The organism is Pseudoalteromonas maris (genome assembly GCF_049257235.1).
Taxonomy (GTDB): domain Bacteria; phylum Pseudomonadota; class Gammaproteobacteria; order Enterobacterales; family Alteromonadaceae; genus Pseudoalteromonas.
Genome location: NZ_JBMMUF010000005.1, coordinates 1 through 20,529, shown reverse-complemented (window position 1 = coordinate 20,529; position 20,529 = coordinate 1). Strand labels below are relative to the sequence as shown.

General features: G+C 45.8%; 17 protein-coding genes and 1 rRNA gene. 14 read left to right on the top strand and 4 right to left on the bottom strand.

Annotated features, from left to right (window positions below; all coding sequences use genetic code 11):
* Positions 1-2 precede the first annotated feature (2 nt).
* From ribD to AAEU32_RS08495, 9 genes are all read left to right on the top strand, one after another.
* On the top strand, positions 3-1,148 hold the full coding sequence (gene ribD, locus AAEU32_RS08535) for a bifunctional diaminohydroxyphosphoribosylaminopyrimidine deaminase/5-amino-6-(5-phosphoribosylamino)uracil reductase RibD (RefSeq protein WP_421970113.1): 1,146 nt from the start codon (positions 3-5) through the stop codon (positions 1,146-1,148).
* Positions 1,149-1,150: 2 nt separating this feature from the next.
* The gene (locus tag AAEU32_RS08530) at positions 1,151-1,807 is read left to right on the top strand and encodes a riboflavin synthase (protein WP_421970112.1); all 657 of its coding nucleotides are present in this window, start codon (positions 1,151-1,153) and stop codon (positions 1,805-1,807) included.
* A 16-nt stretch (positions 1,808-1,823) separates the two neighbouring features.
* A complete protein-coding gene (gene ribBA, locus AAEU32_RS08525; protein WP_421970111.1) occupies positions 1,824-2,930 on the top strand; it encodes a bifunctional 3,4-dihydroxy-2-butanone-4-phosphate synthase/GTP cyclohydrolase II in 1,107 nt (368 codons plus the stop codon).
* 133 nt (positions 2,931-3,063) lie between these two features.
* Positions 3,064-3,528, top strand: coding sequence for a 6,7-dimethyl-8-ribityllumazine synthase (gene ribH / locus AAEU32_RS08520; RefSeq protein ID WP_421970110.1), 465 nt, complete (start codon positions 3,064-3,066; stop codon positions 3,526-3,528).
* A gap of 9 nt (positions 3,529-3,537) precedes the next feature.
* A complete protein-coding gene (gene nusB, locus AAEU32_RS08515) occupies positions 3,538-3,948 on the top strand; it encodes a transcription antitermination factor NusB (protein WP_421970109.1) in 411 nt (136 codons plus the stop codon).
* A gap of 45 nt (positions 3,949-3,993) precedes the next feature.
* Positions 3,994-4,971 (top strand): thiamine-phosphate kinase, encoded by a 978-nt coding sequence (gene thiL / locus AAEU32_RS08510; protein ID WP_421970108.1) that lies wholly within the window; start codon positions 3,994-3,996, stop codon positions 4,969-4,971.
* Positions 4,972-4,973: 2 nt separating this feature from the next.
* Entirely contained in the window at positions 4,974-5,456 is a 483-nt protein-coding gene (locus tag AAEU32_RS08505; RefSeq protein WP_421970107.1) for a phosphatidylglycerophosphatase A family protein, read from the top strand.
* A gap of 9 nt (positions 5,457-5,465) precedes the next feature.
* Positions 5,466-8,579: a diguanylate cyclase domain-containing protein gene (locus AAEU32_RS08500; RefSeq protein ID WP_498049595.1), complete on the top strand. Its 3,114-nt coding sequence runs from the start codon at positions 5,466-5,468 to the stop codon at positions 8,577-8,579.
* Between the two features lie 118 nt (positions 8,580-8,697).
* Entirely contained in the window at positions 8,698-10,371 is a 1,674-nt protein-coding gene (locus AAEU32_RS08495; protein ID WP_421970106.1) for a methyl-accepting chemotaxis protein, read from the top strand.
* Between the two features lie 40 nt (positions 10,372-10,411).
* Here the strand turns inward: AAEU32_RS08495 and dxs are convergent, their stop codons facing one another.
* The 3 genes from dxs to AAEU32_RS08480 form a co-directional block, all read right to left on the bottom strand.
* On the bottom strand, positions 10,412-12,277 hold the full coding sequence (dxs, locus tag AAEU32_RS08490; RefSeq protein WP_421970105.1) for a 1-deoxy-D-xylulose-5-phosphate synthase: 1,866 nt from the start codon (positions 12,275-12,277) through the stop codon (positions 10,412-10,414).
* 68 nt (positions 12,278-12,345) lie between these two features.
* Positions 12,346-13,233 carry a (2E,6E)-farnesyl diphosphate synthase gene (gene ispA / locus AAEU32_RS08485; protein WP_421970104.1) on the bottom strand — a complete coding sequence of 296 codons (888 nt, stop codon included), beginning with the start codon at positions 13,231-13,233 and terminating at the stop codon, positions 12,346-12,348.
* Between the two features lie 8 nt (positions 13,234-13,241).
* Positions 13,242-13,481 (bottom strand): exodeoxyribonuclease VII small subunit, encoded by a 240-nt coding sequence (locus AAEU32_RS08480; protein WP_421970344.1) that lies wholly within the window; start codon positions 13,479-13,481, stop codon positions 13,242-13,244.
* Positions 13,482-13,736: 255 nt separating this feature from the next.
* Between AAEU32_RS08480 and pomA the strand changes: the two genes are divergently transcribed.
* The 3 genes from pomA (at position 13,737) to AAEU32_RS08465 (ending at position 17,457) form a co-directional block, all read left to right on the top strand.
* Positions 13,737-14,498, top strand: coding sequence for a flagellar motor protein PomA (gene pomA / locus AAEU32_RS08475; RefSeq protein WP_421970103.1), 762 nt, complete (start codon positions 13,737-13,739; stop codon positions 14,496-14,498).
* Between the two features lie 2 nt (positions 14,499-14,500).
* Entirely contained in the window at positions 14,501-15,427 is a 927-nt protein-coding gene (locus AAEU32_RS08470; protein ID WP_421970102.1) for a flagellar motor protein MotB, read from the top strand.
* 107 nt (positions 15,428-15,534) lie between these two features.
* A complete protein-coding gene (locus tag AAEU32_RS08465; RefSeq protein WP_421970101.1) occupies positions 15,535-17,457 on the top strand; it encodes a DNA topoisomerase III in 1,923 nt (640 codons plus the stop codon).
* 72 nt (positions 17,458-17,529) lie between these two features.
* Here AAEU32_RS08465 and AAEU32_RS08460 read toward each other — a convergent pair whose 3' ends face one another.
* Positions 17,530-18,828: a M20 metallopeptidase family protein gene (locus AAEU32_RS08460; protein WP_421970343.1), complete on the bottom strand. Its 1,299-nt coding sequence runs from the start codon at positions 18,826-18,828 to the stop codon at positions 17,530-17,532.
* Positions 18,829-18,919: 91 nt separating this feature from the next.
* On the opposite strand from AAEU32_RS08460, the gene AAEU32_RS08455 reads away from it, so the two are divergent.
* Together AAEU32_RS08455 and AAEU32_RS08450 are read left to right on the top strand one after the other, a co-directional pair.
* Complete coding sequence (locus tag AAEU32_RS08455; RefSeq protein ID WP_421970100.1) at positions 18,920-19,777, top strand: tetratricopeptide repeat protein; 858 nt, start codon at positions 18,920-18,922, stop codon at positions 19,775-19,777.
* Positions 19,778-20,430: 653 nt separating this feature from the next.
* A 16S ribosomal RNA gene (locus AAEU32_RS08450) occupies positions 20,431-20,529 on the top strand; the annotation flags it as partial.

The following is a 20,529-nucleotide window of genomic DNA, read 5'->3' as shown; positions in this document are numbered from 1 at the left end:
GTATGACCTTTAGCGCAGACGACACGCGCTATATGCAACGGGCTATTGAGCTTGCATATCAAGGCCGCTTCACAACAACCCCCAATCCTAATGTTGGCTGCGTACTGGTTAAAGATGGTCGCATCATAGGCGAGGGGTTTCACAAACAAGCAGGCACAGCGCACGCTGAAGTACACGCACTTGCCAACGCCGGGGGCGACGCTGAGGGCGCAACAGCCTATGTCACGCTCGAGCCATGCAGTCATACGGGGCGAACCGGACCCTGCGCGGTAGCATTGGTCAAGGCCAAAGTGGCCAAAGTGATTTGTGCGATGCAAGACCCAAATCCCCAAGTGAGCGGCAGAGGAATGACCATGCTGGCCGAGGCGGGCATTGAGGTTGCCTCTGGCTTACTCAGCAATGAAGCTCAAAAGCTCAATCGCGGTTTTTTAAAGCGTATGCGCAAGGCATTGCCATATGTCACATGCAAACTTGCTGCGAGTATTGATGGTAAAACAGCTCTTGCTAATGGTGAGAGTAAATGGATCACCAGCGCGCAAGCCCGTGCGGATGTGCACCGATTACGCGCTGAGCATTGTGCGATTTTAAGTGGCGCAGACACGGTGATTGTCGATAACGCACAGCTCAATGTTCGCTTAGACGATGCCACGCTCAGTGATTACCCATTGCCACAGGTGCGCCAACCACTGCGAGTGATTATCGATAGTCACTATCGGCTCACCCCAGAGCTGGCGTTATTCAAACAATGCGGTGACATAATTATCGTGCGCTCAACAACAGCAAATATCTGCTCGTCAGAGCTTGATAAACAGCCACAGTGGCCCAACAATGTAACCGAGTTGATGTGTGACGGTGCCCCAAGTGGTCAAGTCGATTTGCATAAACTGCTTGTTTTATTGGCCCAAAAGGACATCAACTCAGTGTGGCTAGAGGCAGGTGCGACCCTGTGCGGCGCGATGGCAACGCAGAAACTAATTGATAGATACATCATGTATTTAGCCCCAAAATTCATGGGCAGTGATGGCAAAGGGTTGTTAAATATCGGCCCGTTTGCGGCAATGGCACAGGTGCCCTCATTGCGCTTTGGTGAAGTGACCCAGATTGGTGAGGACATTCGCCTTACCCTAGAGCAACCAGAAGTAGAATAGTCATGTTTACAGGCATTATTGAAGCAACAGGAACTTTGAGCTCGCTGACGTTAGTCGACGGTGATTTAAAAGTGCGTGTACAAAGCGACAACTTGGATATGAGTGATGTTGCTTTGGGTGATAGTATCGCCACTAACGGTGTGTGTCTTACGGTTACTGAGAAATTTAGCGATGGCTTTAGTGCCGACGTGTCAAAAGAGACGATGTCGCTTACGCGTTTTGCACATTATCAACGAGGTCAAAAGGTCAACTTAGAAAAAGCGCTACAGCCTATATCTCGATTGGGTGGGCATTTGGTATCTGGACATGTTGATGGTATCGCTGAAGTTGTTAAAGTTGCGCCGAATGCGCGTGCCATTGAGTATTGGCTTGAAGCGCCACAAGAGCTAATGAAATACATTCCTTATAAAGGCTCTGTGTGCATTGACGGCGCGAGTTTAACCGTCAATGAGATAAATGCTAACCAGTTTAAGTTAACGATTGTGCCACATACATTGGCGCAAACGACCATTGCCGAATTTCAAGTCGGCACCAAGGTTAACCTTGAAGTTGACCAAATTGCGCGCTATTTAGAGCGCTTAATTCAAGGGGCTCAGGCTCCAAAACAAGAATCATCTGTATCCGAGAGCTTGCTCGTGCAAGCAGGATTTATCAAATAAACATAATGGGCAAGATATGAGTTTGAATACCGCAGCAGAGATCATCGAAGACATTAAAAATGGCAAAATGGTCATATTGATGGACGATGAAGATCGTGAAAACGAAGGTGATTTAATTATTGCTGCTGAGCACATCAGTGCTGATGCGATTAACTTCATGGCTACCTATGGCCGAGGCCTAATTTGTCTGACCTTAACACAAGAGCGCTGTGAACAACTGGCGCTGCCATTGATGGTAAAGAACAATGGTGCACAGTTCTCAACAAACTTCACTATGTCCATTGAGGCAGCAAAAGGCGTCACAACCGGCATTTCAGCAGCGGATCGTGCGCGCACTGTGCAAGCGGCTGTCGCTAAAGGCGCTGTGCCTGAAGACATTGTGCAGCCGGGTCATATTTTCCCAATCATGGCGCAACCGGGCGGCGTATTAACGCGCGCGGGACACACAGAAGCAGGCTGTGATCTGGCACGTTTGGCAGGTCTTGAGCCATCGTCGGTAATTGTTGAAATCTTGAATCCAGATGGCACTATGGCGCGTCGTCCAGAGCTTGAAGTATTTGCCAAAGAGCATGGTATCAAGATGGGCACCATTGCGGATTTAATCGAGTACCGCAATCTTAACGAAACGACCATTGAAAAAGTGGCGCAGTGCAAATTGCCAACGGAGCATGGCGAGTTCGACTTAGTGACTTACAAAGACACCATCGATGGTCAAATGCATTATGCGCTGGTCAAAGGTGAGATCAACGACCCAACTCTGGTGCGTGTACACCTGCAAAGTACCTTTAATGACATTCTATTGTCAGACCGTGGTGCAGATCGCAGCTGGACATTATCAAATGCAATGGCGTATATCGCCAAAAACGACGGTGTACTGGTTATTTTGGGCAAACAAGAGTGCAGCGAAGAAATTGAAGCTATGGTCAAAGCGTTTGCTCTTGAAGATGAAGGCAAACCAGCTAGCCATCGTAAAATTCAGGGAACGTCACGCACCGTGGGGATTGGCTCACAAATTTTGGCAGATTTAGGGATCACCAAAATGCGCTTGATGAGTATGCCGAAAAAGTACCATGCATTGTCTGGTTTCCACCTAGAAGTTGTGGATTATGTGCAGCCTGATTAAGGGCTTTTTCGCACACGCTTAATGTAATTGTAATACAGCTATTTTTTTAAACTTATGGTATGATGCGCGGCAATTTTGCGATATTCGTATTTGGCCCGCATCACGCGTTGGCAAGTTAAACTAAGGTTTATAAATGAAAATTATTGAAGGTAACAAGTTTGCACCGGGCAAAAAATTTGCCATCGTGATTTCACGTTTTAATGACTTCATTGGCAGCAGCTTACTTGATGGTGCGGTAGATGAATTGAAACGCACAGGTAACGTAAGCGATGACGATATTACCGTTGTTTATGTGCCAGGTGCAGTAGAGTTGCCATTGGTAGCTAAGCGCATCGCAGCGAAAGGCGAATATGACGCTATTATCGCTCTTGGCGTGATCATCCGTGGTGGCACACCACACTTTGATTTGGTTGCGGGCGAGTCAAATAAAGGTCTAGCACAAGTATCGCTAGAGTATGACGTACCAGTTGCATTCGGTGTATTGACTACTGAAAGCATCGAGCAGGCGATTGAGCGTGCTGGTACAAAAATGGGTAACAAAGGTGGCGAAGCTGCATTAAGTGCCCTAGAAATGGTTAATGTTTTAGACAAAATTTAAGGGTTCACAGTGAAACCAGCAGCAAGACGCAAAGCGCGCGTATTGGCTCTACAAGCCGTTTACTCATGGCAAATGAGCGGTAACGCCATTGCCGACATCGAACAAAATATGTTGATTGAAAACGACGTATCTAAAGTAGATGTTGAGTACTTTAAAGATCTCGCACGTGGCGTTGCCGTTAACTTTAAACAGTTAGACACCGCGCTCGCTCCACACTTAACTCGTCCATACGAAGATATCGATATGGTAGAGAAAGCAATTTTACGCTTGAGCGCGTACGAGCTGAAATTCCGTGAGGACGTACCTTATAAAGTTGCGATTAACGAAGGGATTGAATTGGCGAAAACATTTGGCGCCGATGATAGTCACAAGTTCGTAAACGGCGTACTTGATAAAGCCTTAAAGGACTTACGTAGCTAAGCTCGAAATAACAAGGAGAGCCGGCCAAGGCCGGCTTTTTTGTGTATGCAAGAATTTGAATTAATAAATCGATATTTCAAAGGTCGTGGTATTACTCGCCGTGATGTTAATGTTGGCATTGGCGATGATTGCGCCTTGGTCACTATTCCTGAAAACAGCCAACTGGCAGTGACCACTGACACTATGGTTGAGGGCGTCCACTTCTTTGATGATATTTCTGCGCGTGCTTTGGGGCACCGTGCTATTGCTGTGAACCTGAGCGACCTTGCGGCAATGGGCGCTGAGCCTGCGTGGGTATCTGTTGCTATTACCTTACCCAAGGCGGATGAAGCATGGTTAGACGAATTCACTGCAGGCATGCACGAAATTGCTGAGTACTTTAATGTCCAAATCATTGGTGGTGACACCACGCAAGGCCCACTGGTTATTACTGTGTGTGCAAAAGGCACCGTGCCTAAAGGTAAGGCGCTGACACGCGGTGGGGCTAAACCGGGAGACTGGATTTATGTCACCGGCCCATTAGGTGATGCAGGGTTAGCGGTTGAAGCTCGTAAGCAAGGTCTAGAAATCGACAGTGAGTGGCTCAGTAAGCTCACTCACAAATTAGAATACCCAACGCCTCGCGTTGCAGCGGGGCAAGTGCTGCGCGGCTACGCCAGTGCTGCAATTGATATCTCTGACGGTCTGTTGGCCGATTTGAAACATATTTTGGAGATGTCACAAGTCAGTGCCACCGTCTATGCGGATAAAATCCCCACATCTGAGGCATTTCGCCAAAGTGTTGAGGGCGATGCAAAATGGCCATATGTTTTAAGTTACGGTGATGATTACGAATTACTGTACACCGTGCCAGAGAATCACAAGGCGATGTTGGACAATAAGCTGCATCAATATGGTATCGATGCTGTGTGCATTGGCCAAATTCGTGGTGGCGACGGCAAAATCGAGTTGTTCAATGGTGAGCATAAGCTCGATGTTACAGGTCTTGGGTTTGAACATTTTACAGAGGATGAGTCGTGCTAGCTATGGCTAAGACATTTCACTTGAGTCGACCTCATCAATTTCTTGGTTTAGGGTTTGGCTTAGGGCTAAGCCCTAAAGCTCCGGGCACAGTGGGCACGTTTGCCGCCTTGCCGTTTATCTTTATGAACTTGGGCATGCCGCTTTGGATGCAGGTAGTATTTGCGCTGCTTTTATGTGTCGTGGGCGTATGGGCCTGTGGTAAAACGGCACAAGATTTGGGTGTCCATGACCATCCTGCTATTGTTTGGGATGAAGTCGCTGGGTTTTATATTACTATGATAGGGGCGGCGATCAGTTGGCAAACATTGCTCGTTGGTTTTATTTTATTCCGCTTCTTTGATATTGCTAAACCAGGCCCAATTCGCATGTTAGATAAACGTTTGCATGGTGGTTTGGGGATTATGGCCGATGATGTGCTAGCGGGTATTTGCTCTCTTATTTGCCTACAAGCGCTAATTAAAGTAGGTTATTTGCCTGGAATCTAAGAATTGACTATGGGTGTCACATTGCAGCGATTTATTCTGTCATTGTTGCTCACGTGCGCGGCACTAAGTGCCGGTACTGCATATGCTTCCATTACCGATTATGTGGTAAAGCAGTGGAACACCCGCAACGGCCTTCCGTCGCAATCACTTAAAAGTGTTACCCAAGATAATCAAGGTTACATCTGGGTGGGAACGCAATTCGGCTTAAGTCGATTTGATGGCGAACACTTTACCAATTTTAACGAGCAAAATAGCAACTTCCTTAACAGTAACGCTATCAACAAGCTATTGATTGATAACGAAGGATTGCTGTGGATAGGCACCAAAAAAGGGGTGTCGGTGCTCGACCCTCGCTCGATGAATTACTTCCAATTTGGTATTAATGACCCAGTACGCGACATCCTTCAAGATGAAAAAGGCAATATGTGGGTCGCAGCGAATGAGCTTTACTACATTGAGCGTAATCAAATTGCATTTCACTTAGATGAAGACCAACGCCGGCGCAGTGGACGCATCCAAAGTCGATTAACTGCTATTAACCAAATTTCTGTAAGCAAAATGGCACTGGCACCGCAAGGCGTATGGCTTATTAGTGAAAACTACTTGCTGCGCTTATCGAATATGTCGTCTTCTTCGTCACGTTTGCGCTTAAAAATCACTGCACGTGTCACCTTACCTGAACGTTTGGCACAAACCATCATCCATGATCTGGCGTGGTTAGAAGGCACCTTGTACTTGGCCTCTGAACTAGGCGCATATTTCCTAGATATAGACGATGAATTAAGACCGTTCCCTCTGCCGAACGCTAGTAATGCCGCTGTATACAAGTTTATGAGTGACTCCGACGGCGCACTGTGGATATCGACATATGGCCGTTTACTGTATCGTGATAACTCGCAAGAGTGGCAGTGGGTTGAACCTTCAGCGTTAGATCAAAGTATCTGGTTTTCAGATATTTATCGCGATAATCAAAACAATATTTGGTTGGCCAGTTTTAGTGAAGGCTTATGGCTTGCCCATGCAGGGCGCGTAGAGCGCCACAATGCACTCTCTAGTATGACAGAAGCCGTGATGGCATTGACCTTGTCGCCCAAAGGTGAGCTTTGGGTAGCGAACCGCTCGGGGATCGGTTATTTCGACCAAGATAATCACTTTGTTAATCGCATTCCTAGGGCCAAATTACGTCGCAGTGCAGTGCATGACCTGCATTTCGTAGATGAGCGCTTGTACATCGCAACTGACAGAGGCGTGCTCTATTTCGAAAATGACGAACTCTATAACATCGACGCACGCGAGCTCAGACTCAACCCTGTTTTTGCTATCAGTGAAGCCAACGCCGGTGGTTTGTGGTTCGGTACTGGCCGAGGCATGTACCGTTTAGGCTATAACGGCTTGACGCCGTTTAACTATAACGCAGTCATGGACTCGAAGTTCATTACTTTCGTGTTAGATAAGGGCAATTACGGGCTTATTGGCACCAGCCAAGGGGGATATTTATTCTCCGATAAAGGTATCGAACGTATTGGTGATAGTACGGCACTTGAAGGTGCCTATGTAACCAGTATTCTCGAAATCGAAGGCGTAGGAACGTTAGTCGGATCATTGAACGATGGCTTGTTCTATCGCAGTGTGAAAGGCAAGTGGCATCAACTTGATGTGTCAAACGGCCTACCATATGGCTCTATATTTAGCTTGCATTACGACAAAGATTTGCAACGTGTGTGGGTTAGCACCATGAAAGGCGTGTACCGCATGCCAGTGGAGCAGTTCTCAGATGAAATAGGTAATCTGCAAGTGGAGCAGGTTATTTCTTCTTATGATCGTCAGCTTGATGGTAAAGCGAGCCAATGTTGTGCTGGCTTAGGTCATGATGCGGTAGCAGACAACGGCAATTCTATTTGGTATCCAAGTTTGCAAGGGGTTGTCGAAATCCCCAAAAGTGTTGAGCTGTTTGGACAAAGCCGACTGGCGCCACAAATAGAGAGCTTTACCACTCCAAGACGTACCTTGTACACCGCTGGTTTGGGGGTGAATCCTGAACTGGAAACGGACGAGCGTGACATCACCATTGGTTACACTGCGATAGATTTTTATGCGCCGACCGAAGTGGAATTCCGTTATCAATTGGAAGGTTTGGATAACGACTGGCGTTATGCCAATAATCGCCGAGAAGCGATTTATACCAACCTACCACCTGGTGCATTTACCTTTAAACTTGAGGCGAAAAGGGCATCTGGTAACTGGGAAGAAGCGAGTCGTACGCAATATGCGTTCATTGTTCCTAAACGTTTTGATGAAACGGTGTATTTCCGTTTGCTGATTGTGTCGTGTATTTTCTTCGCTTTCTATTTGTTGTTGTGGGTGTTCAGAGCGCAAGAGCGCCGTAAGCAAGCTGCGCTAGAGAGTTTGGTTGAAGAGCGCACTATGGAGCTTCGCGATGCCAATGACAAGCTCAACCAAGTGAACTCTCAACTTAAGTTGGTCAGTCACTCTGATGAGCTAACAGGTCTTCGTAGCCGCCGCTTCCTATTTGATCAGCTGCCAAAAGATATTGAGCACTATCAACGCAATGCGGAATCATTGCAAAAGCAAGGTCGTGCTTTGGTGTTGGTTATTGTTAACATCGATAACTTCTCTCGCATCAATGACTCGTATGGTCCACTCAGTGGTGATAGTTGCTTGCAGCAATTGGCTACCTTACTGAATTCTTGTACTCAGGGTTCGGATTATGTCGCGCGCTGGAGTGGCGATGAATTCTTGCTGCTATTACGCGACTTTGAATTAGATCAAGTAAATCAATTTGCGCGTGATTTATGTAAGTCTATCGCTAATAAGCGTTTCCAATTGCCTAATGGTAAAGCTATGAATATTAGCGCCTCGCTTGGTTGGTCGTGTTACCCCATGCCACTGCTTGGCGGGCAGGTGATTGGTTGGGAAACCTCGGTTAATCTTGCCGATATTGCTTTGCACCAAGTTAAGAAGCGTGGTGGCGATGGCTGTGCTCACATTGAATTTAACGATCAGCTCGACGCCTTTGAGTTTGAACAAAGTGAAAACCTTGATGAACAAATTGCCACTTTACAAGGCAATGGTTTAGCTGACATCAAAATTTGGATGCGCTAGGGCGTGTTTATTGGATGTTGCAAGTTTAGCAATAATGCTCAAGAAATAGACTAAACTGATCAGAGTCACGGCACTAAGCGGCTCAAACATCAGTTACAAAATAATTTCGAGGGTACCAATGACTATAAAAACGCTACTGCGAGTCGCATTTGCGATCATCACATTTATCGCCATTGTTCTTTTAGTCATCGTATTGAATTTGCGCAGCAGCTTAGAGCACAGTTTTGACTCCTCTGTGTTTCGTTACCAATCGAGTCACCTCGCCAAGCTTTCTGCGATTAACTCCAGCCAACTTACCTTGTATGCGCGCCAGTATGTGGCGACCTTAGATAAAAAATACCTAGATAAATATCATGATCTAGTTGACCAAATTACCGGTAAAAAGCCTTCTGTAGATGGTCGCTCCATGGACTATCTTGACCGTCTTAAAGAAATCAATGTTCCTAAAGATTTGTTGAGCTATTTAGAACAATCAAATAAGAATTCTATTGCCTTGATAGACACCGAGGAGGCGGCATTTGAGTTAGTCGCTCCTTTTGTAGGTAAGGAGATTGAAAATTTAACTGAGCTAGAGTTGCGCGACTGGATGAAGGCAATCCATATGCTTCATGACGAGCCATATGAACGTGAAGTGGTAAAAATAATGACGCCCGTTAATACGTTTATTTCCAAGCTCGATGCGCTTTCTGCACAGCAGTTACAACAGGTGCAAAATAATGTTGCGACCCGCAGTGTGCTCAGTATTGTGGCGGTCATTATCATGGTTGCTCTTTTGGTGGTGTGTTATTTCTGGCTGGAGAAACGCATTATTAATGTCACCATCGACCTCGTTGATAAAGCCAAACGCATTGCAGCGGGCGATTTAACCCAGCGCACAGTGAATGATGGCAGTGATGAGTTGGCGCAATTAGGGCAAGCGTTTAATGACATGGTTGAGAAGCTATCAAGCTTGCTAAGTAACATTCAAACACAGTCTCAAGCGGCAGCGGACGCTGCGAATGCGCTCAATACGATCTCTTTGCATAGCTCTGAACTCAGTGGTAAGCAAAGCGAGGCGATTGACGTTATCGCTACATCAGTGCACGAGAACTTATATGCAGTGCAAGAGGTAGCAAAAAACTGCACCAATGCCGCACAAGCTGCTCATGATGCCAACATGAATACGGCGCAAGCACAAAGTGTGGTATCGCACAGTGTGCAGTCGGTACAAAATGTAGCGCAGACACTAAATACGGCGACTCAGAGTTTGACCCAGTTACACGATTCAGTGAAAGACGTCACTGAGATCCTATCGGTGATAGACGGCATTGCAGAGCAAACTAACTTGCTTGCACTGAACGCGGCTATTGAAGCTGCTCGAGCTGGGGAGCAGGGGCGCGGTTTTGCTGTAGTGGCTGATGAGGTGCGCAGCTTAGCCAAGCGCTCACAACAAGCGACTGAAGAAATTCAAGAAAAGCTCAATGTATTACAACGCTTTACGTCACAAGTTTCTGATGATATTGCATCAAGCAGCGGTGACACCAACATGGCGGTAGAGCGCTCCACTGAAGTCAGTGAGTCCCTGCATGAAATTGAATCCTTGGTGACCAATATCAATGAGATGAATCAATCGATAGCCACTGCGGCTGAGGAGCAAGAGCAGGTGTCAAAGGATATTGCCCAGCGAGTTGAGAATATTCGCCACGACGCCCAGCAATCGAGCGACTTAAACACGCAAGTCGCCAACTCTTCCAATGAGCTCAATGATATTGCCGCCAAACTAACCTCTGAGGTCAATCGTTTTAGGCTTTAACATCGTAATAAAAAAGGAGCATCATGCTCCTTTTTTGGTATTACTGAGCTATCCACTCGTGGATTTGCTTTTTAATTCCGGCACTGTCTAGACCAAGCTCAGCATGCATTTCTTGTTGCGTACCGTGCTTGATGAAAATATCTGGAAGGCCTAAGTGCAGCACTGGCTTGGCAACCTTTTGCTGGCTTAGGTATTCAGTAACAGCAGAGCCTGCACCACCGGCAATAACGTTATCTTCAAGGGTGACGATATGCTCATGGGTCGCTACTAGCTCATCAATCAGTGTCGTATCTAAAGGTTTCACAAATCGCATGTCTACGAGCGTTGCATCCAGCGCATCTGCCGCTGGCTGTGCATACTCTAGAAGAGTTCCAAAAGATAAAATGGCCGTACCTTTACCTTGGCGCATTACGCGGCCTTTGCCTATTTCTAATGCTTGCATGGTTGCATCGAATTCACCGTCACCTGCACTACCGCGCGGATAGCGCACGGCGGTTGGTTTATCGAGCTTATGACCGGTATAAAGCATATTACGGCATTCGTTCGCATTGGCAGGAGCCATAATGACCATGTTCGGAATGCAACGTAAGAAGCTCAGGTCATACGTACCCTGATGCGTTTCACCATCCGCGCCAACGACACCGGCTCGGTCAATTGCGAACAACACCGGCAACTCTTGGAGCGCCACATCATGGATCAACTGATCATAGGCACGTTGCAAGAATGAGGAGTAAATCGCGACAACAGGATTAAGATTCTCGCACGCAAAGCCGGCAGCTAGCGTTACGGCATGTTGCTCAGCGATAGCAACATCGAAATATTGCTGTGGAAATTCTTTTGAAAAGCGCACCATGCCCGAGCCTTCACGCATCGCTGGAGTAATCGCCATCAGTTTGTCGTCTTGGGCCGCCATTTCACACAACCAGTCACCGAATACTTTAGAGAAAGTCGGCGCACCGGGTTTAGATTTAGGCAGCTGGCTTTGTGCAGGGTCAAATTTAGGCACTGCATGGTAGCCAATAGGATCAGCCTCTGCGGGCTTATACCCTTTACCTTTTTGCGTTTTCACATGAAGTAGTTGCGGGCCTTTTAAATTACGCATATTACGCAAGGTATCAACTAGCATGTTGACATCATGGCCATCAATTGGGCCAATGTAATTAAAGCCCAACTCCTCAAAGAAAGTGCCAGGAATAACCATGCCCTTGAGGTGCTCTTCCATTCTACTGGCTAGTTCTTTTACAGGAGGCAAACCGGATAATAACTTTTTACCACCTTCACGAATGTTGGTGTAAAAACTGCCAGACAGAATGCGTGCAAAATGGTTGTTTAATGCTCCGACGTTTTCTGATATCGACATTTCGTTGTCGTTCAAGATCACCAGCATGTCAGACTTTACATCACCAGCATGGTTCATGGCTTCAAATGCCATTCCCGCTGTTATCGCACCATCGCCGATTACGGCCACTGTTTTACGGCCTTTACCTTCTTTTTCTGCGGCGATTGCCATACCTAGGGCGGCAGAAATAGACGTGCTCGAGTGACCCACACTGAACGTGTCGTATTCGCTCTCACCACGGTACGGGAACGGGTGTAAGCCATCTTTTTGGCGAATAGTTGGCATACGCTCACGACGACCCGTGATCAGTTTATGAGGGTACGCTTGGTGACCAACATCCCAAATTAGGCGATCAAAAGGAGTGTTATAGACATAATGTAACGCAACGGTAAGCTCAACCGTGCCTAATCCCGAGGCAAAGTGCCCACTGGTTTGAGACACTGAGTTCAGTAGGTAATCCCGTAATTCATAGCTGAACGCACCAAGCTTTTGCTGTGGCAGATCGCGTAGTTGTGCAGGCTCGTCGACCTGCGTTAAAAGGGGATACTTGCTACTATCCAAATTCATGCGTTTACTTATCCTTCACTTCAATGGCGCGAGTATATCAAATCGCTCACAGCCACCTGTAATAAATTTTAATGATCTCGAGCGATGATGTACTGCGCTAATTGTTTGAGCTCAGTGTTATCGTAGGCCAATGAGTCAATGGCACTGATTGCTTCATCATAAAGCTGAGTGAGCTTTTGTTTTGCGCCTTCTAAACCAAGCAAAGCTGGATAGGTCGCTTTATTCGCTGCTTCGTCAGAGCCCTGAGGCTTACCCAAGGTTTGGGTATCACCCTCGATATCCAAAATGTCGTCTTGTACTTGAAACGCTAAACCGATGGCATTGCCGTAACTATCAAGTGCTGCCTTTGTTGATTCTTCTACGTTTGGCGCGCACAAATAGCCCAACTTTATCGCGCAGCTCAACAGTGCGCCGGTTTTAGCTTTGTGAATACTTTCAAGCTGAGACAACGAGATGTCTTGATTGGTTGCATTGATATCAAGTGCTTGTCCACCCACCATACCCAGTAGGCCTGATGCTTGGCTTAGCGCTTTCACTAAGCTCAATTGCGCTGATGCGCCAATGGCAAAGTCCGTGCTACTGAGCAATTCAAAAGCGATTGTTTGTAGTGAATCTCCCGCCAAAATAGCATGAGCTTCATCATAGGCAATGTGGCACGTTGGTCTACCGCGGCGCAGGTCATCATCATCCATCGCGGGTAAATCGTCGTGTACCAGTGAGTAACTATGAATACATTCAATGGCCGCCGCGGCTTTATCTAAGTCAGATTTATCGGCGCCAAGCATGTTGCCAACACAGTACACCAAAAATGGACGTAACCGTTTGCCACCGTTTTGCACGCTGTACTGGGTGGCTGCAAGAATACGAGGTTGTGCATGCGCTTGAGAGTGGAAATACTGCTCAAGTGTGTGCATGACATCATGCTGCGCTTGCGCCAGTGCTTGTTTTAAATTCACGGCGTTAATTACTCTTGATCATCCATTGGCGTGAGTTCGCTGTTGAGATCGTTACTCATTAGCATACTTACTTTTTGTTGTGCGCTGTCGAGTTTCTGGGCTGAGGCATTGGCTAGGCTAATGCCGCGCTCAAATTGCTTCAAAGACTGCTCTAGGGGCATATCACCTTGTTCCATTTCGGTGACAATGTGACTCAATTCGTTCATTGCTTCTTCAAAACTGAGATTTTCTGGCTTTTTTTGCACCATTGCCTGCAAACTCGCTACTAATGAGATAAGACCGCCAATTTTAGGGGCATTCCACAGCAAGGTCAAAGCACTGTTGATATTTTCACGGCAAAGCACTTTAAGCCTGCTAATTTTATTAATAGTGTAATAAAATGATTCAAGTAATTCAGCAAGTTGCCGATAGCTTAAGAGTATTTATAATAACCAACGAATTTGGGCACCCAAGGTAAGCTTGTTTTCAGGTGCACTAAAACGGTCACAAGGGGTGGAGGACATGTGGATTTAGCAACCATAATCGGTATTCTAGGCGCTATAGGTTTTATTGTTATGTCTATGGTCCTCGGTGGCGACCTAGGTATGTTCTACAATACGCCCTCAGTGCTTATAGTTTTTGGTGGTTCACTATTTATCGTGCTGTCCAACTACACATTGGGGCAGTTCTTTACGATAGGTAAAGTTGCAGCTAAAGCATTTGCATTCAAAATTGAGTCCCCAGAAGAGTTAATTGAAAAAGCTGTTGAGCTTGCTGACTCAGCTCGTAAAGGCGGATTTTTAGCCCTAGAAGAAGCCGAAATTTCAAATAAATTCATGCGCAAAGGCATCGACATGCTCGTTGATGGGCATGATGCGGATGTTGTGCGTGCAACACTACAAAAAGATATTTCTCTAACATCAACCCGCCATGAACAAGGCGCTGGTTTATTTAAAGCATTGGGTGACATCGCTCCAGCTATGGGGATGATAGGGACGTTGATTGGTCTCGTAGCTATGCTTTCTAACATGGATGACCCCAAAGCGATTGGGCCTGCCATGGCTGTAGCCTTGTTAACAACGTTATACGGGGCGTTTCTTGCCAACGTCATTGCCATACCAATTCAAGCTAAATTGGAACTTCGAAAAGACGAAGAAGAGCTGAATCAACGCCTTATACTCGATGCTATTTTGGGTATCCAAGATGGTCAGAACCCCAAAGTCATCGAGGGTATTTTGAAAAACTACCTTGCTGAGTCTAAACGTCAGGTGGATACCGAGGAGTAGCTATGTCGGATGAGGAAAAGTGCAAATGTCCTCCCCCCGGGCTACCTGCTTGGATGGGAACCTTTGCTGACTTGATGTCGCTTCTGATGTGCTTTTTCGTTTTGCTATTGGCATTTTCGGAAATGGACGTGCTTAAGTTTAAACAAATTGCCGGTTCCATGAAGTTTGCTTTCGGTGTGCAAAATAAGTTGGAAGTAAAAGATATTCCCAAAGGTACCAGCGTGATTGCCATGGAATTCAAGCCTGGTCGGCCAGATCCTACGCCCATTGAAACCATTCAGCAGCAAACCGTAGAGATGACTCAACAGATGCTTGAGTTTCAAGCGGGTGATGAAGACTCTGCTGGCGGTCGCCAAGAGCAGCGTGGTGAGCAGCGTGGTGGTGAATCAGCGAGTACCGCACAAGAGCAATCGCAGCAACAAGCAACAGCAGCGGCAGATCAAGAACGTGTAAATGACTTGGTGAAGAAAATTGCCCAGCAACTTGAGCAACAAATCATTGATGGTGCTATTGAGTTGGAGTCATTGGGTCAGCAAATCATTATCCGTATCCGAGAAAATGGTTCGTTTCCTTCGGGCAGTGCATTTCTACAACCGCAATTTAAACCAATTATTCAAGATATTGCTGCGCTGCTAAAAGATGTGCCCGGAGAGATCACAGTTTCAGGTCATACTGATGACTTCCAAGTATCGAATGAACTTTACACCAATAACTGGGATCTCAGTGCGACGCGCGCAGTTGCCGTTGCCAGTGAAATGCAAAAAGTTGAAGGTTTCGATAAAGGACGGATGGTTGTTGTTGGTCATGCTGATACGCGCCCATTAGTTCCAAATGAAACTGACGAAGATAGAAAACGTAACCGTCGCGTCGAGATTTCTATTATGCAAGGTAAAGCGAAAGAATCTGACCCTATCGAAGTCATTCAATAACAAGTCATGCAGAACAAAGTGCAGCAAGAGGCTGCGCTTTTTCTCTTTCATCGATAGCAAAAATACACTACACTGCAATAACTGTATGGATGAACAGTTGTTGTGCTATGAAGCTTTATATTGCCGAAAAACCTTCACTTGGGCGCGCTATAGCGGCCGCTTTGCCAAAACCTCATAACAAAAAAGATGGGTATATCGAGCTCGGTAACGGCGACTGTGTAACCTGGTGTATTGGCCATTTACTCGAACAAGCCGAGCCCGATGATTACGACCAAGCATATAAAAAGTGGCAATTACAACACCTCCCCATAGTGCCGCAGCAATGGCAACTCAAGGCTAAATCAAAAACACGCAAGCAACTTACTACGGTTAAAAAGCTGATCAAACAAGCGAGTCATATCGTTCATGCGGGCGACCCCGATAGAGAAGGGCAGTTGCTCGTCGATGAGGTCATCTCGCAAGTAACATTACCCGAGAGTAAAAAGCACAGTATTGAACGTTTGTTGATTAGCGACTTAAATTTGCCCGCGGTGAAAAAGGCGCTCACGCAACTGCGCAGTAATAGCGAATTTATACCTTTGAGTGTGTCTGCTTTGGCGCGATCGCGAGCGGATTGGCTGTTTGGCATGAACCTAACTCGTGCCTACACATTGGCTGGACAAAAAGGGGGTTATAAAGGTGTGCTTTCTGTTGGCCGCGTGCAAACACCTGTGTTGGGCCTCGTTGTCGCCCGAGATAAAGAAATTAATGAATTTGTAAGCAAACCCTTTTATGAGGTCGAGGCACACATGCTCACCCATGAGCAACATGGGTTTACACTCAAGTGGCAACCCAGCGAGGCGTGCAAACCTTATCAAGACAGTGAAGGGCGCGTACTTTCGAGGGCCCTCGCGGACAACGTTGTATCTCGTGTATCAGGCCAAGATGGTGTCATTACTAAGGTAGAGCGCAGTGAAAAAAAAGAACAAGTGGCGCTGCCTTATAACTTGTCTGCTTTGCAAATTGATGCAGCAAAACGTTTTGGTTTAGCTGCTAAAGTGGTGCTTGATACATGCCAAAACCTATATGAAAAGCACACGTTAATTACCTATCCGCGCTCGGATAATCGCTACTTACCGAATGATCATTTTAATCAAGCACAAGATATTATCTGTAGCATCGTTGCCAATGGTGTATTTACCAACGAGCAGTTAAGCACTGTTAATACCAGTAAAAAAGTGCGCTGCTTTAACGATGCTAAAGTTGCGGCTCACCATGCTATTGTGCCTACCAACAAAAAGACCAATGCACAGCTTACAACCACAGAGCGCCAAGTGTATGAACTCATTTGCCGTCAATACGTGATGCAGTTCATGCCAGCATATCGATATCACCAAACCGATGTTGAAGCACAGGTTGCAGGGGGAAGGTTTACAACCAAAGCAAAAGAAGAGATTGAACAAGGCTATAAAGTCCTGTTACCAAAAAAAGCAGATAAAGAAGAACAAATATTGCCGATGTTGAGTGTGGGTGAGCAAGTGTTGTGTGAAAGCGCCAAACGGATTGATAAAAACACCACACCTCCGGCACATTTTACTGATGCCACGTTACTTGCGGCAATGACAGCCATTAGTCGTCACGTAAAAGACAAAGATATTCGTAAAGTACTCAGGGAAACAGATGGTCTTGGCACAGAGGCTACGCGAGCGAGTATTATTGAGCTTTTATTTAAGCGTGGTTTTTTAACAAGAAACGGTAAATCAATTACTGCCACCGAAGCTGGAGTTGCCCTCATAAATGCGCTGCCAGAGACTCTATCAACGCCCGACCTGACTGCTCATTGGGAAATGGCATTGGCAAAAATCGCCGAAAAGCAGCTCAAGTACACTGATTTCATGAGCCCATTAGTGAGCCAGTTAAGTGATTTGATTGAACAGGCGAAGACCTGTGATAGTCGGCAATTTGCTCACATCAAAAGTCAGGTTAAGAGCAAGTTTAAGGGCGCCAGAAGAAAGAGTGTGCGCCCTAGAAGTAAAAAAGCGTCGGCGTAGTTGTTAGGGCGTGTTTATCTTTGCTGTGTGATTTGAACAAAACCCCTACCTCAAAGGTAAACACGTTCTATATTATTTTCTAAATAAGGCTAAAGCAGCGTTGCTCATTGCGCTGACACCTGTAGGAATCGCTTTTTGATAGTCTGGTGCAAACTTACTTGAGTGCAGCGATGGCAGTTGTGTATTGTTTTTCATCGCTTCGGCGTAGTTCTGAGGATTAACGCCACCTAGCCAAAATAATGTAATGGGAAGCTTTTCTTCTGTTCGGCCAAACAAGCCAAAATCTTCACCTGCCATAACAGGAGCAGTAAGCTCTACATTATCTCCGCCAATGGCTGATTTAATTGCTTCAGTTACTCTTGCAGTCTGTTGAGGGTTGTTATACGTTGAGGGAATTGACTCCCCCTCGTGCACAATCACTTCGGGAAAAAGAGATTCCTCTAAACCGGCGCTTGCTGCAATACCTGCGGTAATACGTTTAATCGCAGCTATTTGTTGCTCACGCACTGCTGGGTTGTAGCTTCTCAAGGTGAGCTGTAATTTTACTTCATTAGAAATGACATTATGCTTTGAGCCGCCATGGATTGAGCCAACGGTCACAACGGAAGGTTCAAGAGGAGAAAGTTCGCGACTAGTGATAGTTTGTAGTGCCAACACTACGCGAGAAGCAATTACAACTGGGTCAATGGTGGTATGTGGGTAAGCACCGTGGCCGCCTTTACCTTTAACGATAATATCAACAGAATCTACGCTCGCCATAGTGTATTCAGGTTTAAGCGCCACCTTACCAGCGGGCACGCTGGCGCTGACATGCAGTGCAATGATATGGTCTGGTTTAGCGAAGTTGCTAAATAAACCCTCTTTGAGCATTGCTTTCGCTCCCGCGCCCACTTCCTCTGCAGGTTGCGCGACCATCATGAGCGTGCCTTGCCATTTATCTTTGTTAGCAACTAGGTGTTCAGCTGTGCCGAGGAAGCTAGTCATATGTATATCATGACCACAGCCATGCATCACGCCTACTTGAATACCTTCTTTATTAGTAACACGTACTTGTGAAGCATAAGGTACACCTGTTTGTTCAATAATTGGTAGGCCATCAGTATCGGTGCGGATCATTACCGTTGGACCCTGGCCATTTTTCAATAGCCCAACAACACCGTATCCACCGACATTATCAGTGACCTCAAACCCCAGTTTCGTTAGATGCTTTGCTATTTTCTGAGAGGTTTCTTTTTCATTGAAAGATAACTCTGGAGACTGGTGTAAGTCTAAGTAGATCTTCTCGAGCTCTGGCAAACGCTCGGCAACATTTATTTTTGCATAAGAAGGTAGAGCACTCGTAGCCAATAATGTCGCGCTGAGCATTGTCATTTTATTTAGAAAACTCATAATGATCCTTACTTGTAATTGTTATCTTTGACTCCATATCAAAGCGTAAATCGAAATAGATGGCAACTTAACCATGACCAATCAAATTCATGTAACGGCAGAAAATATCCAGCAAGTCCTTGGACAAACATCAGAAGAGAGCATTGTGGCGTTGAGCTTTTATTCCGCACAAAGCCCTGAATGTATGGAACAAGCAAGGATACTAGATGGGTTGGCGCAGCAGTACGCACAAAACCTTGTTGTTGCCACATTAGACTGTGACCAGCAACAAGCGCTGGCTAGTCAGTTGGCACAACAGATAGGCTTACAGGCCTTGCCAACACTTGTACTTCTAAAAGGTGGAGCTCCGGTAGATATGCTTCCTGGGCCACAAAGCGAACAGCAAATTAAAGAAGCACTACAAAAACATTTGCCGCAGCCACAAGATGCGTTATTGCAACAAGCAAAAGAAGCGCTCAGTGCTGACAATTTGAATGATGCTTTTAAATATGCAAAGCAAGCGTACGAAATTGATGCCAATAACTCGCGTATAAAGCTGGTGCTTGCGGATATCTGTATTCAAATACATCGTCTTGATGATGCTCGTTCTCTACTCGATACGATAGCGCTTGCTGATCAAGATGCTTACTTTAACAATATCAAAGCTAAATTAGACCAAGCAGAGCAAGCGCAAGACTCGCCTGAAATTCAAGCATTGCAGCAAGCTGTTGAGCAAGACCCTGCTAATTTAGATACTAAAGTGAATCTTGCAGTTGCATTTAATGATGCTGGTAGAAAAGAAGAAGCACTTGAAACCCTGTTTAGCGTTCTGATAAAAGATCTTAACTTTGGTGAAGCGAAGAAGAACTATCTAGATATTATCGCGTCATTACCTGAAGGTGATGCACTGGCTGCCACATATCGTCGTAAGCTTTATAGCATCCTTTACTAACGAGGGTTCCAACTACCATATATAAAGGCGAGGTAATACTCGCCTTTATTATTTTTAATTGCTTACCTTGATCTTTGGCTTTGTTGGTCGATACTTATTAGCCCTGCCAAGGAATAATCATAACAAAGTCAGATTTTGACTACTAAACACTCAGTTTTGAGTGCTTTTTGAGCGTTTGAACACAAAAACGTGCTTTTTAGCAATTTTCTTTAAAAAAGGGGTTGCGCCGAAAATGTTTCTCCCTATAATGCGCATCCACCGACACGGCGGACTGCTTACAAACAAGCGATACGAAGTGAAGGTTGAGTCAAGTAAAACTGAGTTTTAAGAAACTTTAAACTTTCTCAAAATTAAGTGTTGACAACAAAACAGGGTTGAGTAGAATGCACAGCCCTCGAGACGCGAAAGCAACTCGAAACGTTCTTTAAAAATATGAAGCAATCATCTGTGTGGGCACTCGTACAGATTGAGTTCTAACAGCAGATTCTAGTTCGCTAGATGACGCAAACAAATTTAGAGTCTCAAATGAACTGAGTGACCAACGGAAACAAGTTTACTTGTTTCAGCACAGTCAATTCGATTCGAAAGAATCAAAATCAGAATTCATTGAGCATGATTCTTCGCCTTTCATTAGGTAGAGAATAAAAAACTTTTAATTGAAGAGTTTGATCATGGCTCAGATTGAACGCTGGCGGCAGGCCTAACACATGCAAGTCGAGCGGTAACATTTCTAGCTTGCTAGAAGATGACGA

Coding starts and splice junctions, on each gene's coding strand:
- ribD (WP_421970113.1), top strand. CDS start 3: ATGACCTTTAGCGCAGACGACACGCGCTATATGCAACGGGCTATTGAG.
- AAEU32_RS08530 (WP_421970112.1), top strand. CDS start 1,151: ATGTTTACAGGCATTATTGAAGCAACAGGAACTTTGAGCTCGCTGACG.
- ribBA (WP_421970111.1), top strand. CDS start 1,824: ATGAGTTTGAATACCGCAGCAGAGATCATCGAAGACATTAAAAATGGC.
- ribH (WP_421970110.1), top strand. CDS start 3,064: ATGAAAATTATTGAAGGTAACAAGTTTGCACCGGGCAAAAAATTTGCC.
- thiL (WP_421970108.1), top strand. CDS start 3,994: ATGCAAGAATTTGAATTAATAAATCGATATTTCAAAGGTCGTGGTATT.
- AAEU32_RS08505 (WP_421970107.1), top strand. CDS start 4,974: ATGGCTAAGACATTTCACTTGAGTCGACCTCATCAATTTCTTGGTTTA.
- AAEU32_RS08500 (WP_498049595.1), top strand. CDS start 5,466: ATGGGTGTCACATTGCAGCGATTTATTCTGTCATTGTTGCTCACGTGC.
- AAEU32_RS08495 (WP_421970106.1), top strand. CDS start 8,698: ATGACTATAAAAACGCTACTGCGAGTCGCATTTGCGATCATCACATTT.
- dxs (WP_421970105.1), bottom strand. CDS start 12,277: ATGAATTTGGATAGTAGCAAGTATCCCCTTTTAACGCAGGTCGACGAG.
- AAEU32_RS08480 (WP_421970344.1), bottom strand. CDS start 13,481: ATGGTGCAAAAAAAGCCAGAAAATCTCAGTTTTGAAGAAGCAATGAAC.
- AAEU32_RS08470 (WP_421970102.1), top strand. CDS start 14,501: ATGTCGGATGAGGAAAAGTGCAAATGTCCTCCCCCCGGGCTACCTGCT.
- AAEU32_RS08465 (WP_421970101.1), top strand. CDS start 15,535: ATGAAGCTTTATATTGCCGAAAAACCTTCACTTGGGCGCGCTATAGCG.
- AAEU32_RS08460 (WP_421970343.1), bottom strand. CDS start 18,828: ATGACAATGCTCAGCGCGACATTATTGGCTACGAGTGCTCTACCTTCT.
- AAEU32_RS08455 (WP_421970100.1), top strand. CDS start 18,920: ATGACCAATCAAATTCATGTAACGGCAGAAAATATCCAGCAAGTCCTT.